The sequence below is a fragment of the Mediterraneibacter flintii genome, assembly GCF_055387595.1.
The window spans coordinates 353,730-368,107 of record NZ_AP031405.1; the positions used below are offsets into that span (position 1 = coordinate 353,730).

Below are 14,378 nucleotides of genomic sequence, written 5' to 3' on the forward strand. Positions count from 1 at the left end.
AAATGAAAAGACGAAGCGGGATATGCTGTGAGTATATCCCGCCTTCGGTTGCTGGATTATTTAATCATATCGTCAGAAATCACCTTGATCGGGTTTGCTATTTTTCCGATACCTTCTACTTCTGTTGTGAGAACTTTTCCTTTGCCAAGGTCAACATGCTGAAATTTCACTTTGATATCTTTGCGTTTTTCAGCATGCTTTTCGTCTCCGCCCTGTACAGTTCCCCAAGATACAATATCACCGGCACAAAGAGTGTGCGCGCCAGAAAGGTAGCTGATGAGATATGGAATTTTGAAAAACATATCTCTGGTATTACCTGTCTGAATGTGTTCTCCGTCAAGCCATGCGTCGATATCCAGGTTATTTACATCTTCGATTTCATCAGCGGTAACCAGATATGGCCCCATAGGAGCGAAAGAATCGTAGCATTTATATCTGCCGGCATACGTCAGTCGTTTGTCGCCGCCTTCTTCAGCAGAACGTTTGGAAACAATCCATTCTCTGTTATCGCGGAGCCAGTGAGCAGTAAGATCATTATGTACAGTATAACCGTAAACATAACTTTCAGCCTCTTTTTCATCAATGAAACGCCCTTTTTTAGCAATGACAAACGCCATTTCAGATTCAGAGCCGACATTGCCGATTTCTTTTGGAATTTCGAGTGTGTCATAAGGGCCTACGACACAGGTTGGAACCTTGATAAAGTAATACGGATGTTTTGGCCCATCTGGCAGATCTGCGATTTCATATTTCTGTCTATTGTTGATTGCTATAGAAAAAATCTTGGATGGAGCAGGGATTGGCGCCATATAGGTGATTTTGTCAGTATCATAAAGTAGCTGCTCCCCTTCTGGACCGGCTGCATCTGGATTTTTAGAGGCATAAGCCATAGCCTCTCTGATACATTCTTTGCCTTCCTCCCCACTTTCGATAACACCGATCATGCAAGGAGGTGTCATAACATCTGCACGTTCCTGAGGTTTTGCCTTTCCTGCGGCTTTAAGTGCTGCTGCATATCCATAGTTTACATCCAAAATTTTACCATTTTCCATCAATACGCCTACGCGCTGTTCACGACCTGTTTTAAAAGTACAAAGTTTCATAATTTTTATTCTCCATTTCTTATTGTTTTATTTTTATTGTTTGGAACGGATATCTGCTACAAATTTCTTTAAACGTTCCATTCCTTCGGCGCAGTCTTCATAAGAAGTAGCATAGGAGAGCCGGAGGTTATTTTTAGAACCAGGGCCAAAGTCACTACCAGGAACACAGGCTACTCCATATTCCTCAAGAAAACGCTGGCAGAAGGTATCGCCGTCCATACCTAGAGAAGAGACATTTGGAAATACATAAAATGCAGCCTGCGGATATGCACAGGGCAGTCCGAGTTCTTTTAATGTACTATATATTAATTCGCGTCTCTTATTAAATTGTTCCATCATATAAGCAATTTCATCTGACTCCTGTGTGAGCGCTGCAAGAGCAGCATCCTGTGAGGAGGAAGTTGCGCAGAGTACAATTTTTTGATGTGCGCGGATTAAAATGGACATTAATTTTTTGCAGGCAGCAATGTAGCCTATCCGGAAACCGCACATGGAATGACTTTTGGAAAAGGACTGAATTGTAATTGTTCTTTCCCACATTCCAGGCAGACTAGCAATAGACGTATGTACATTGTCTTCATATAGAATACGCTCATAAGCCTCGTCTGCGATCACAAGAATATCATGGTCGATACAAATTTGGCTGAGTTCTTCTAAGCTTTCCCTGTCCATAATTGTACCGGTCGGATTAGAAGGGGTACAAAGCATAATCAGCTTTGTCTTAGAGGTGATGCTCTGCTTAAGGATCTCCAAATCAAAATTCCAGTTATCTGCTTCACGTAAAGGTACATAAACGGGAACAGCGTTTGCGATTTTGACAATGCTGTCGTAAGGGGAATATCCCGGATCGGATAAGATCACCTCATCTCCGGCATCCACCAGTGCAAGGACAGCGGCAGCCATTGCCTCTTCTCCGCCGACGGTAACCATAATTTCACTGTTGGGATCCGCGTGGATGTGATTTTCTTTTTCCAATTTTTTCGCGATGGCTTTACGCAGTGCTATAGTTCCGTAATTAGAAGTATAGCGTGTATTACCTGCCTGAAGAGAAGCACATGCTGCTTCGCGGATATACTTTGGAGTGACAAAGTCAGGCTGGCCGATTTCAAAATGGATTACGGATTTTCCATCGGCTTCTAATTGCCCGGCTCTTTCAAGAACGCGCCGGATTCCGGTAAATGTAATTGCCTTCATCTTTTTCGGTTCATAATCTTTCATGCCATTCATCCTTTCTCTCATTTTTATTTTTGTAGATACAACGGAAAATAGATGCTGAGTAATACGTGCTATTTTCACAATGGTGTATCAAACATACTATGATAATACCTTTTGAAAGGTATTCTGTCAATATGTTTCGACGCAATAATTTGTACAAAAAAATGCAAAAAAAACTAGTAATATGTGACAGTTGACATATTTTTGTTTGATATGCATAATTGATATAAAGGTATTATAATATTATGATATTATTTAAATTGCGCAATTATTTAAAGGAGGTATGAACTATGGATCAGATAGATTCATTATTAGAGGGGTCTGTGGACATGCATATCCACAGTGGCCCGGGACTGATAAGCCGTTCATTGGATCATGTAGAGGCGGCACAGGAAGCGATGGCTGCGGGACAGAAAGCGATCGTAATTAAAGATCAGCATATTCCATCGGCGGAAACGGCAAACATTATTCAGAAATATATAGTCCGGGAGGCGCCCTTTCATATATATGGAAGCGTAGCATTAAACAATGCGGCAGGTGGAGTGAATCCCCGCGTGGTTGAAGCGGCACTAGGTTGTGGCGCAAAAGTAATATGGATGCCGACGCTTTCGGCCAGGTTCCACAAAGAAGGACACGCGAAGATGACGGCAAAGGCACAGGCTGCAATGCCGAAAACAAAGTTTGCGCTTTCACAGGATCCGCCGCTTTCTATATTGAAGGAAGACGGGAGCTTATTAGACGAAGTATATGAAATTTGCGAACTGATCGCACAAAAAAACGTAGTACTTGGAACAGGTCATCTTTCCTGGCCGGAGACATATGCCTTGATTAAGGCTGCGAAGGAAGCCGGTATAGAAAAAATTGTCGTAGATCATCCGGAACATCTTTTAAAAGCCACGGCAGAACAGATGCAGGAACTGACGGCGCAAGGTGTCTATGTAGAACATGTGTTGGCGTTGGTATATTCGAATAAATCATCACATGAAAAGATTTATGAGATGATTCGTGGACATGGAGTTGAATATTGCGTAGTTGCATCTGATCTAGGGCAGGTAGGGCGTCCCCATCCAGTGGAAGGCATGCGGAATTTTATTTCAGATATGCTGAAATTCGGGCTTACAGAAGCAGAGATCCGGAAGATAACTTCGGAAAATCCAGGAAAGCTTCTTGGGGTATAAATAAGTATTTATAAAAAATGATTTGAGGAATGTAGTATGACTAGGGAACAAAGAGAACTTCTTGAAATAAAGGAAAAGCTTCGGCTGGGTGGAGGGAGTAAGGCAGTTGAAAAACAGCGTGGTTTAGGGAAGCATACAGCACGTGAAAGGCTGGAAATGCTTTTTGATAAAGGTACTTTTGTAGAAACTGGACTGTTTGTGAAGCATCATGCATCTGCTTTTGGTATGGAAAGCAAAGCTGCAGCGTCAGATGGGGTTGTGACGGGACATGGATATGTGCAGGGACATCTCGTATATGCATATTCACAGGATTTCACTGTCCTTGGGGGAACACTTGGTGAGATGCATGCGAATAAAATTGCTGCAGTACAAGAAGAAGCCCTAAAAACAAAATCACCGATTGTAGCAATCAATGATTCGGGTGGTGCCAGAATCCAAGAGGGTGTAAATGCTCTGGGTGGTTATGGAAAAATTTTTACAAATAATATCCGTTCTTCGGGTGTAATTCCTCAGATTTGTGCGATATTAGGTCCGTGTGCCGGCGGTGCCGTATATTCGCCGGCATTGATGGACTTTGTGTTTATGGTTGATGGTATAAGCCAGATGTTTATTACAGGGCCACGGGTATTAAAAGAGGTGACAGGTGAGGTTGTTTCTTCCCAGGATCTAGGCGGTGCAAAGATACATAACGAGATAAGTGGCTGTGCACATTTTAGAGATCGGACAGAGGAAGACTGTTTTGGCAGAATACGGAAATTAATAGAACTGCTCTCAGAGCAGAAGCTGCCGGAAAGAAAGGAGGGGGAACAAGAGCTTCGGCGAGATCAAAATATGGATTATATTGTGCCAGCGAATCCGCGGAAACCATACAGTATGCGGAGTGTAATTGATGGAATTGCAGATCGGGGAGAGTTTTTTGAGTATCAAGAAGAGTTTGCGCGGAATATAAGAACCGGTTTTATCCGGTTGAACGGGAGAAGTGTAGGAGTGATTGCAAATGAGCCTTCGATACTGGCAGGCTGTCTGGATATTAACGCTTCGGATAAGGCTGCCAGATTCATTCGGACTTGTGACGCATTTGGAATCCCACTTTTGACATTGGAAGATGTACCAGGGTATTTACCAGGAAAAAGCCAGGAATATGGGGGGATTATCCGTCATGGAGCGAAACTTTTGTATGCGTATGCGGAAGCTGATGTACCAAAAGTGACTGTAATTACAAGGAAAGCATACGGTGGTGCCTATATTGGAATGTGTTCTATACACCTTGGTGCGGATTATGTATTTGCCTGGCCCGGAGCCGAAATAGCGGTGATGGGGGCGGAAGGAGCCGCCAATATTATTTTTGCAAAAGAAATAAAGCAAGGAGAAAATGCAGAAGCGAAACGAAAGGAATATATTCACCAATACGAAGAAATTATGATGAACCCATATATGGCGGCGGAGTCTGGATATGTACATGATATTATCGTGCCGGGTGAGACACGCAAAAGAGTGATGGAAGCATTTCGGGCGTTGGAGCAAAAAACAGAACAAAGGATACCTAAGAAGCATGGAAATATCCCATTGTAAGGAAAATGCGGATAATTAAGTGAAGAAAGGAATTGTGAGATGAAAAAAGAAAAAACGACGGAAGTAAAAAAAGAGAGAATACGCAGAGAACCCAAAGTGTGGCAGGCATTTTTGGCACTTGTCTGCGTGATTGCCGCCGTTGTAGCGGCGATAAGAGGCGATGTAGGAATCCAGATGGGACTTGCTATGGGAGGATGCATCGCGATTGTATTTGCTCTTCTAATGGGAAATAAATGGGAGGACGTACAAAATACAATTAAACATGTTGTCGGAGATTCAGCTACCACTCTTTTGATTTTGATAAGTGTAGGTATGATGGTGGGCATCTGGATTATAGGAGGGACAGTTCCTACGCTGCTTTACTATGGTCTGAAGCTTTGCTCTCCAGCAGTAATTACTCCGTTGACTTTTGTGCTATGTGCCATTACCTCCCTGTTTACTGGAAGTTCTTTTGGCTCGATTGCTACAATGGGACTCGCCTTGTTTGGCGTGGGAATCAGTATGGATATTTCTGCCCCGTTGATGGCAGGAGCAGTGTGCTCGGGAGCATTTTTCGGAGATAAGCTTTCTCCATTGTCTGATACAACGAATGTAGCGGCAGATATGTCCGGAACCCGTTTGTATGACCATATTGGCTCCATGATGTATACGACAGTACCTGCTACGGTGATATGTCTGATTCTATATACAGTTTTAGGAATACACAGTGCTTCTGCAAATGCAGATTTGAGTAGCGTTCAAACCATTATGACTACATTGGAATCGAATTTTAATATTACTATTTTTGCATTGATTCCGGCGCTTTTGGTTTTGGTTACTTCCGCTTTGAAAATGCCGGCTGTACCTGCCATGTTAGGGTGTACCGCGGTCAGCGGTGTGTTTGCCTGTGTTTTGCAGAAAGCAAGTCTTCCAGCAGTTTTAGGAGCAGCGATGAACGGATTCGTATCGGATACAGGAGTCGACATGGTGGATACGATTTTATCACGCGGCGGTATGACATCTATGTATGGAACAGTTGCGATTATTATTCTTTCTGCGACCATGGGCGCTGTATTAGAAAGAAGCGGCGTCATCGAATGTCTGGTGAAAAATGTCCTGCTTAAAGCAGTACATAAACCACGCGGACTTATTCTCTCAACGATGGTTTACTGCTATTCCTTATTATTAATCTCTGGTCATCAGGTAATGCCAATCATTCTTGGGGGACGGACATTCCGGCCAGCATATGACAAAATGGGAATACAGTCAAAAGTATTGTCCAGGACGTTGGAAGACACGTGTACAATCGGTGCTCCGCTGGTTCCATGGGGAACATCGTGTGCTTATATGTATTCCGTGCTTGGTATTGGAATCGCATATATACCTTATGCGTTCTTAAGCTTTATCGTACCGTTGTTTGCAATTCTCTATGCATGCACAGGTTGGTTTGTATGGCGGAAAGAACCGGTTACGGACGCAGCAGAAGCCTAAGTTAAGAAAGTGGGAAATGTACGGCAGCCATTTGCTTTATGCAGGGCTGCCGTTTAGGAGAAAAAATGATTAAAATAAAAGCATCTGTAATAGCTAACCAAAAGATGACATATGTGCAGGATAATAATGCCTGTATGCAAATTGACTGTTCTGCCGGAATTAATGATCTTTTGCTGCCGGATTGTTGTCGAAAGTTGGGTCTGGCTGATTATCCAAAAGATAACGCTTTAATAGAAGAATTGGCTTGTTATTGGAAAAAGGTGGCGGATACAACGATGGATATGTTTCTTCTTGGAAACGGTTCTCAGCAGCTATTGTATCTTGTGAATAAACTACTAATTGAACAAGGGACAAACGTACTGGGCTATGCCCCACAGTATTCTTCTTACTGCTCAGATGTGCTGTTTTGCGGAGGAATATACCGTGCCTGTCCTATGGGTGAAAACTACCGATTTGAACTAAAACGTTTCACAGAACAGATAGAACAGACAGATACCTTAATATATTTGGATAATCCGAATAATCCTACAGGTCAATGTATTCCGTTGGAACAGATAGAATATATTGTAAGAGAAGCGGCAAAAGATAATATATGCGTACTTGTTGATGAAGCGTATGGCGAATATATGCGTTCTGAAAATTCTGCGATAACATTAATAAAGACGTATGATAATCTTATAGTTCTCCGCACATTTTCGAAAGGGTTTGGGCTTGCAGGGCTTAGGTTGGGGTATCTTGTAGCAAGGCCTGAGATTATAGAGGAGATGAAAAAGTTGACATCTCCTTATGATGGGAATACTCTCGCACGCCGTATCTGTGCGCAAGTACTAAAAGAGGCGGACTTTCTTTCAAATCTTCGAAATGTAGTACGTGGTTTGAAGCTTCCAATTATGAATACTTCGTTTACACATTTAAAAATAGCATGGACGGATGTACATGTTCCGATTTTTATGTTATACCATTCGCGGCCGGATTTTGAATTGGCAAAGGCGTTGTCGTGTGAAGGAATTAGCGCTGTGTCAGGAAAGAATTTTTATTGCGTGGGTCCTAATGCCGTCCGTATGCGTGTTCCACCAAGAGAAGAACTGGATGAGGTATTAAAAATCTTACGTAAAATCGATCAAATGCTATAAGAAATTGTTGGAAAAGAAATAGAAGTCAGTAATATAAGGTTGACAATTAAAATTATATTTGCTATATTACATATAGAACAAAACCCCCGGAGATATTCCGGGGATTCTTTTTCATTGTATAGGAAACTCCGTTCCCTATACAATAAAACCCTCCGTGGGATGCACACTGCGCGCAAGTGGAAAATGGCTGCTGACACAGCCGCACTTCGGTGCGAGAATGTGCAAAGCACATTCTTTTTAAGTATTAGGAAAGAGAGAGGTGATATGTAATGGCAGTAAAAAGAGACTACTATGACATTTTAGGTATTCACAGGAATGCAGATGAAAATACAATAAAAAAAGCATACAGGAAGCTTGCAAAAAAGTACCACCCAGATACAAATGCAGGAAATTCCCAGGCGGAAGAAAAATTTAAGGAAGTTACAGAAGCATATAATGTACTAAGTGATAAAGAAAAGAAGAAACTGTATGATCAGTTTGGACATGCGGCATTTGACGGAAGCCAAAATGCAAGGGAAGCCGGTGACTTTGGCGGGTTTGACTTTAAAAACGGTTTTGGCGGACAGAATGGAGGTTACAGAGAATATCATTTTGAGGGCGGCAATATGGATGATATTTTCAGTGATATGTTCAGCGGTATTTTTTGTGGCGGAAAATCAAGGGCACAGGGCTTTGGCAGGGGCGGTTTTCGTCAGAAAGGCGCCGATCTGAGGGCAGAAGTGAGTGTCACCTTTGACGAAGCGGCATTTGGATGTAACAAGATTTTGCATTTGCAGGAAGAAGATGGGAAAATACAGGCGTTGCAGGTCTCTATTCCGGCGGGGATTGATACGGGCAAGACAATCCGACTGCGTGGGAAAGGAGCACCAGGCATAGGAGGGGCAGAAGCAGGAGATCTTCTGCTGAAAGTAAATGTCGGGGAAAAATCTGGATTTAAGAGGGAAGGAATGGACGTATACACAGAAGCTTCCATACCTTTTACAACTGCGGTATTTGGTGGAGAGGCAGTGGTGAAAACATTGAAAGGAAATGTTGTCTGCAAGATTCATGCAGGGATTCAGCCAGGCACGAAAATTCGTCTGAAAGGAAAAGGAATTGTATCTGTAAAAAACCCGAATGTATACGGAGATTTGTATGTGAGGGTAGAGATACAGGTGCCGACGAATTTGAGTCCAGAGGCGCGGGAGAAATTAAAAGAATTTGACGCTGCCTGCAGAAAGCAGAAAAAAACAAATGTAGCATAAAAATAAAGATGAGAAAATGGGTGCGACGCTAAAAGGCGGCGCACCTGTTTTATACTAGTGCGAGAATTTTGTGCCACCCGTTTAAGAATCTTCCATAACCATGGCGATCGCCATAGCATCCTCTTCGGCAAGTGTCTGTGCACAAAGCAGGACATCCTGTACATAGGATTGTTCAAAATGCAGAGTGGATGCAATCTCTGTTATATTTTTTCCCTCTTTATAGAGTGACAAAATCTGCTCTACTTCCTGGGCTTTGTTGAGAAGTGTTTCATTGGTAATGGAAGGGTGATTTGATACATTCATAAGAAGCCTCCTTTACAAGTGAAATAGTAATATAGTACTATTATAACATTTTTGAGAGAAGATACCTAGCTTCTCATTGCAAGTATATTGTGCTTTCAAATCTAAGCAAGATTGAGTAAACACAGGCTTGTTGACGTACGCCTGGATTTCCTCTAATACTGGACAATAGCCTTTATTTGTCTAGTTCTTCATAATCCATATTATATCAATTTTGTATATCTATCTCAATAAAGAGTATTTTAGTCTGTTGGTCGTACTGTTTTTCTGTAGCAGAGAAAGGCGATAGAGGTTGACATTGATAATAATTGCGCATACAATAGTTGTATATACAACTATGAAAGGAGAAAGAAATATGCTTCGTCGGATTTTTTCTTACATGGGTGAATATAAGAAGTATATGTATCTGGCAGTTATCTGCATTACAGGGGAATCTGTCTTTGAACTGGTAATCCCTCTGATTATGGCAAACATACTGGATATCGGGGTTACGAATCAGGATAAAGTATACATTTTCCAGCAAGGCGGGATTATGCTTGTCTGCGCTCTGCTTGCCCTTGTACTGGGGATAGGGAGCGCACGTTTTTCCGCGCGCTGCGGCCAGGGGCTGGGAGCCAACTTACGAGAAGCGGAGTACGCCAAATTCCAGGAATTTTCTTTTGCAAATGTGGATCATTTTCAGCTCTCTTCTTTAGTGACGCGCATGACGAGTGACGTGACAAACATTCAGAATACCATTTCCGGCGGTATGCGTCCGGCGTGCAGGGGGCCGGTTATGCTAGTGCTGGCGACAGCAGTGGCATTTTCTATCAATCACAGGCTTGCTATTGTATTTTTCATAGCCTTACCAGTGCTTGCTGTTTTTTTGTATGCGATTATCAGCCATGTGCGTCCGCTGTATGCGAAAATGCAGTCGGCAATTGATCTGGTGAACCGGATTATCCAGGAAAATTTGACAGCGGTGAGAGTGGTAAAGGCGTATGTCAGAGGGGAATACGAAATAGAAAAGTTTGAAAAAGTCAATACCAATTTAAAAACACAATCAGAAAAAGCGTTTAAGCTTGCTTCTACGAATATGGCGGCAATGCAGTTTGTCATGTACGGGACAATACTTGCAATTCTCTGGTTTGGAGGAAGGATGATCCAGGTCGGAAATATGCAGGTGGGAGAATTGACAGGATTTCTAAGCTATGTACTTCAGATTTTAAATTCTTTGATGATGATTTCCAATATTTTTATGATGATGACGCGTTCTTTAGCGTCAGGTAAACGTATATTGGAGGTTATTGATGAAGAGATTGATATTCGGGAGGATAAAGCAAAAGACATAGAAGTCACCCGAGGAGAAATCGTGTTTGACCATGTGTATTTTAAATATAAAAAGGAAGCGCCAGAATATGTGTTGTCTGATATGCATTTAAAAATTCCGGCAGGAAGCACAGTTGGGATCGTCGGGCAGACCGGATCGGCTAAGACTACGCTGGTGCAATTGATACCCCGCCTATATGAAGTGACGGAAGGGTCAGTCTTAATTGACGGGAAAACAGTAGATCAATATCCGCTTAAGACTCTGCGGGACGCGGTAGCGGTCGTATTGCAGAAAAACACCTTATTTTCTGGGACGCTTCGTGAAAATCTACTGTGGGGGAATCCAAATGCAACACAGCGTGAGTTGGACGAAGCATGCCGGATTGCAGGAGTGGATGAGTTTCTGGGGCGGCTGGAAAAAGGATACGATACGGAGATGGGACAGGGCGGCGTGAATGTTTCAGGAGGACAAAAGCAGAGGATCTGTATTGCCAGAGCCATCCTGAAAAAACCGAAGGTACTGATACTTGATGATTCTACCAGCGCAGTTGATACAGCGACAGAGGCGCGGATACGAAGCCAGCTTGCAGAATTTTTGCCGCATATGACGAAAATCGTTATCGCGCAGAGAATTTCTTCTGTCAGGCACGCGGATTTTATTGTAGTTCTGGATGACGGAAGGATACAGGGGATAGGTACGCATGAAGAACTGCTTGAGAGTAATCGTATTTACCAGGAAATATATGAATCCCAGAAGGAAGGGGTGGATCTGTAATGGCACGTTATGCAGGATATAAACGTCCGAAGAATACAAAGCAGGCATTAAAGCATCTGCTTGCCTATATGGGAATCCACAAATGGATGCTGCTGCTGGTTGCGGTTCTTGTTGTAGTCAGTACATCCGCCAGTGTGATGGGCACGTATCTGCTCAAACCAGTCATTAATTCTTTGATTCTGCCGGGAAATGTAAGGGGGCTTGCTTTTGCAGTGGTGGGAATGGGAGGTATGTATTTGTGCGGCGCTTTGGCAACCTTTGCATATAATCGCCTGATGGTAAAAACAGCGCAGAAGATTGTAGGGGATATACGGCAGGATTTATTTGCACATGTCCAGAAGCTTCCTCTTCGTTATTTTGACGAGCACACGCATGGGGAGATGATGAGCCGGTTTACGAATGACGTGGACACTGTACAGGAGGCGTTAAATAATAGCTTTACAATGGCGATCCAGAGTTTCCTGACACTGACAGGCACTGTGATTATGCTATTTGTCTTAAATACGGTCATGGCGTTGATTGTCTGCCTGTTTTTAGGGATTATGTTTCTATTTATTAAATGGAACGGAAAGAGAAGTAAAGTGTACTATAGCAGGCAGCAGACGGAGCTTGCAGGGATCAATGGCTTTGTGGAAGAGATGGTAGCAGGGCAGAAGGTAGAAAAAATCTTTAACCATGAAAAGGAAGATATGAAGGAATTTCACAGAAGAAATGAAGCGCTTAGGAAAGCGTCTACCAGCGCTTTAAGTTATTCTGGTATGATGGTGCCTGCGATTGTGAGCCTTTCCTATGGAAATTACGCAGTTTGTGCCTGTGTGGGAGGTTTGTTTGCACTAAGCGGGATGATGGATCTGGGGAGTCTTGCATCTTATCTGGTCTATGTAAGGCAGAGTGCTATGCCGTTAAATCAGTTTACACAACAGATTAATTTTATCCTGTCGGCGCTGGCGGGGGCAGAACGTATATTTGAAATGATGGATGAACCAGTCGAGGAGGATGAAGGGAAGGTTACGCTTGTCAGGGCAGAGGAAAAAGAAAATGGTTCGCTTAAGGAGTGTGAGACATACACAGGAATCTTTGCATGGAAAAAAACGGACGGCAAAAAGACAGAGCTGATCCGTTTAGAAGGAGACGTTCGTTTTGAGAATGTCGTTTTCGGGTATGTGAGGGAGAAAACAATCTTAAATGGAATCAGCCTTTATGCAAAGCCAGGGCAGAAGATTGCGTTCGTGGGTTCTACCGGCGCGGGCAAAACAACGATTATCAATCTGATTAACCGGTTTTATGAGATACAAAGCGGGAGAATTTTATATGACGGGATCGATATACGAGAGATTAAAAAGGACGACCTGAGACGTTCCCTGTCTATGGTTATACAAGATACGCATTTATTTACGGGGACAATCGCAGAAAATATCCGTTATGGAAAGCTGAACGCTGCGGACGATGAGATACGCAAAGCGGCTGAGATTGCCAATGCGGATTCTTTTATACGCAGGCTGCCGGACGGATATGATACAATGCTCTACAGTGACGGAAATAATCTTTCCCAGGGACAAAGGCAGCTTCTCGCCATTGCACGGGCAGCGGTAGCGCAGCCTCCCGTCCTGATTCTGGATGAAGCAACCAGTTCTATCGACACAAGAACAGAACGTCTGATCGAAAAGGGGATGGATGCGATTATGGAGGGAAGGACGGTTTTTGTGATTGCACACAGGCTGTCTACAGTACGAAATTCTAAGGCAATCATGGTTTTGGAAAAAGGAGAAATTATAGAACGCGGAAGCCATGAGGAGCTACTTGAGAAAAAAGGACGTTACTATCAGCTTTATATGGGGATGTATGAGCTGGATTAAGAGAAAACAGGCAAGTTGAAAGAAAGTAAAAAGCGGAAACAGAGGAGATGGCAGAAGGATGGAGAAGGAAGAAATCAGAAAGACATTATTTCAAATAGAACAGGCAAGAAGAAAGATCGTGCAGAATTTTTTAAAAGAGATCGGTCTGACCCCAGGACAGGGGCAGGCACGTATTCTGCAATTTCTTGCAGCGCATGAACCCGTAACGCAGAAGAAGCTGGCAGATGCGTGTGATCTGGATGTCACGACGATGTCGAGGGTACTGGATCGTCTGGAAAAGGAAGGGTATTTAAAAAGAGAGAAAAACCCACAGTGCAGGAGATCGTATTTGATTGCGCTGACAGAAAACGGATATAAAAAGGCGGAGGAGATTGCAGAAGGATTTCAGAAGCTGGACGAAAAAATATGTGCGGGGTTAAAAGAAGAAGAGAGCGAGACTTTGCTGATACTTCTTCACAAAGTAGAAAAAGAACTGGAAAGGTAATGGTGTTTCCGGTATAAAAATGAAATTAAATATAGAAAAGCAGGGTTCACAAAAACGGTCAGTCGCTCTAAAATAAGGTGAGGTAAGGAAAACAGCGGGAGGAAAAGGGCAATGAATGAAAAGTTTTATTCCCTGCCAAAAGAAAAACAACAGCGGATTATACAGGCTGGTTACAGGGTATTTGGAGGCGGCAGCTATAAAAAATGTCCAGTCGGCGAGATTGCGAGAGAAGCAGGAATCAGTAAGTCGCTGTTGTTTTATTATTTTAAGAATAAGAAAGAATTGTACTGGTTTCTGTGGGACGAAGCAATACGCACTGTGGAGGAATCTATGCAGGAAGCAGGAATGGAAAAGTGGGCACAGAAAGGATATTTTGAACTGCTAAAAGAAGGGATGAGATATAAAATAAAATTGTTGGCAGAAAAGCCGGAGCTGTCACAGTTTATGATAAATGGATTTTATGAGGCGGATGTCGATATAGCAGATGAAGTGCAGAGACGCTGTAAGCTTCTCCTCTTGAAATATAACCAGCCTTTTTTGCAGGCAATGGAACAGGAGCCGTTTGTTACGGGGCTTGACTTACATATGCTGGTTCAGGAGAATTACTGGGCGTGCGACGGGTGCCTCCATGCATTGATGCAAAATGGAAGCCTGGACGCAGAGGAAGCGTGGGCAACCTTTGAGCGTTTGATCACATTTTGGAAAAGCATTTATTTAAGGCAGGAGTAAGGGAGATAGAG

Annotated in this window: 12 protein-coding genes; 9 read left to right on the plus strand and 3 right to left on the minus strand. The window is 43.0% G+C overall.

Annotation, left to right across the window (positions count from 1 at the left end; all coding sequences use genetic code 11):
- Positions 1-56: 56 nt before the first annotated feature.
- On the minus strand, positions 57-1,103 hold the full coding sequence (locus ACZ5C4_RS01640) for a fumarylacetoacetate hydrolase family protein (protein WP_464519526.1): 1,047 nt from the start codon (positions 1,101-1,103) through the stop codon (positions 57-59).
- Positions 1,104-1,136: 33 nt separating this feature from the next.
- A complete protein-coding gene (locus ACZ5C4_RS01645; protein WP_464519527.1) occupies positions 1,137-2,321 on the minus strand; it encodes a pyridoxal phosphate-dependent aminotransferase in 1,185 nt (394 codons plus the stop codon).
- A gap of 287 nt (positions 2,322-2,608) precedes the next feature.
- Between ACZ5C4_RS01645 and ACZ5C4_RS01650 the strand changes: the two genes are divergently transcribed.
- The 5 genes from ACZ5C4_RS01650 (at position 2,609) to ACZ5C4_RS01670 (ending at position 8,915) form a co-directional block, all read left to right on the plus strand.
- Positions 2,609-3,496, plus strand: a complete 888-nt coding sequence (locus ACZ5C4_RS01650) for a DUF6282 family protein (protein ID WP_464519528.1) — start codon at positions 2,609-2,611, stop codon at positions 3,494-3,496.
- Between the two features lie 36 nt (positions 3,497-3,532).
- The gene (locus ACZ5C4_RS01655) at positions 3,533-5,068 is read left to right on the plus strand and encodes an acyl-CoA carboxylase subunit beta (protein ID WP_464519529.1); all 1,536 of its coding nucleotides are present in this window, start codon (positions 3,533-3,535) and stop codon (positions 5,066-5,068) included.
- Positions 5,069-5,107: 39 nt separating this feature from the next.
- Positions 5,108-6,538: a Na+/H+ antiporter NhaC gene (nhaC, locus tag ACZ5C4_RS01660; protein WP_464519530.1), complete on the plus strand. Its 1,431-nt coding sequence runs from the start codon at positions 5,108-5,110 to the stop codon at positions 6,536-6,538.
- Positions 6,539-6,603: 65 nt separating this feature from the next.
- Positions 6,604-7,671, plus strand: coding sequence for a pyridoxal phosphate-dependent aminotransferase (locus tag ACZ5C4_RS01665; protein WP_464519531.1), 1,068 nt, complete (start codon positions 6,604-6,606; stop codon positions 7,669-7,671).
- A 269-nt stretch (positions 7,672-7,940) separates the two neighbouring features.
- Complete coding sequence (locus ACZ5C4_RS01670; RefSeq protein ID WP_464519532.1) at positions 7,941-8,915, plus strand: DnaJ C-terminal domain-containing protein; 975 nt, start codon at positions 7,941-7,943, stop codon at positions 8,913-8,915.
- Positions 8,916-8,996: 81 nt separating this feature from the next.
- Here ACZ5C4_RS01670 and ACZ5C4_RS01675 read toward each other — a convergent pair whose 3' ends face one another.
- The gene (locus ACZ5C4_RS01675) at positions 8,997-9,218 is read right to left on the minus strand and encodes a hypothetical protein (protein WP_464519533.1); all 222 of its coding nucleotides are present in this window, start codon (positions 9,216-9,218) and stop codon (positions 8,997-8,999) included.
- A gap of 352 nt (positions 9,219-9,570) precedes the next feature.
- Between ACZ5C4_RS01675 and ACZ5C4_RS01680 the strand changes: the two genes are divergently transcribed.
- The 4 genes from ACZ5C4_RS01680 (at position 9,571) to ACZ5C4_RS01695 (ending at position 14,367) form a co-directional block, all read left to right on the plus strand.
- Complete coding sequence (locus ACZ5C4_RS01680) at positions 9,571-11,298, plus strand: ABC transporter ATP-binding protein (protein ID WP_464519534.1); 1,728 nt, start codon at positions 9,571-9,573, stop codon at positions 11,296-11,298.
- The gene (locus ACZ5C4_RS01685) at positions 11,298-13,154 is read left to right on the plus strand and encodes an ABC transporter ATP-binding protein (RefSeq protein WP_464519535.1); all 1,857 of its coding nucleotides are present in this window, start codon (positions 11,298-11,300) and stop codon (positions 13,152-13,154) included. The genes ACZ5C4_RS01680 and ACZ5C4_RS01685 overlap by 1 nt, the downstream gene beginning before the upstream one ends.
- A gap of 58 nt (positions 13,155-13,212) precedes the next feature.
- Positions 13,213-13,638, plus strand: a complete 426-nt coding sequence (locus ACZ5C4_RS01690) for a MarR family winged helix-turn-helix transcriptional regulator (RefSeq protein ID WP_464519536.1) — start codon at positions 13,213-13,215, stop codon at positions 13,636-13,638.
- A 111-nt stretch (positions 13,639-13,749) separates the two neighbouring features.
- A complete protein-coding gene (locus ACZ5C4_RS01695) occupies positions 13,750-14,367 on the plus strand; it encodes a TetR/AcrR family transcriptional regulator (protein WP_186876130.1) in 618 nt (205 codons plus the stop codon).
- Positions 14,368-14,378: the final 11 nt, after the last annotated feature.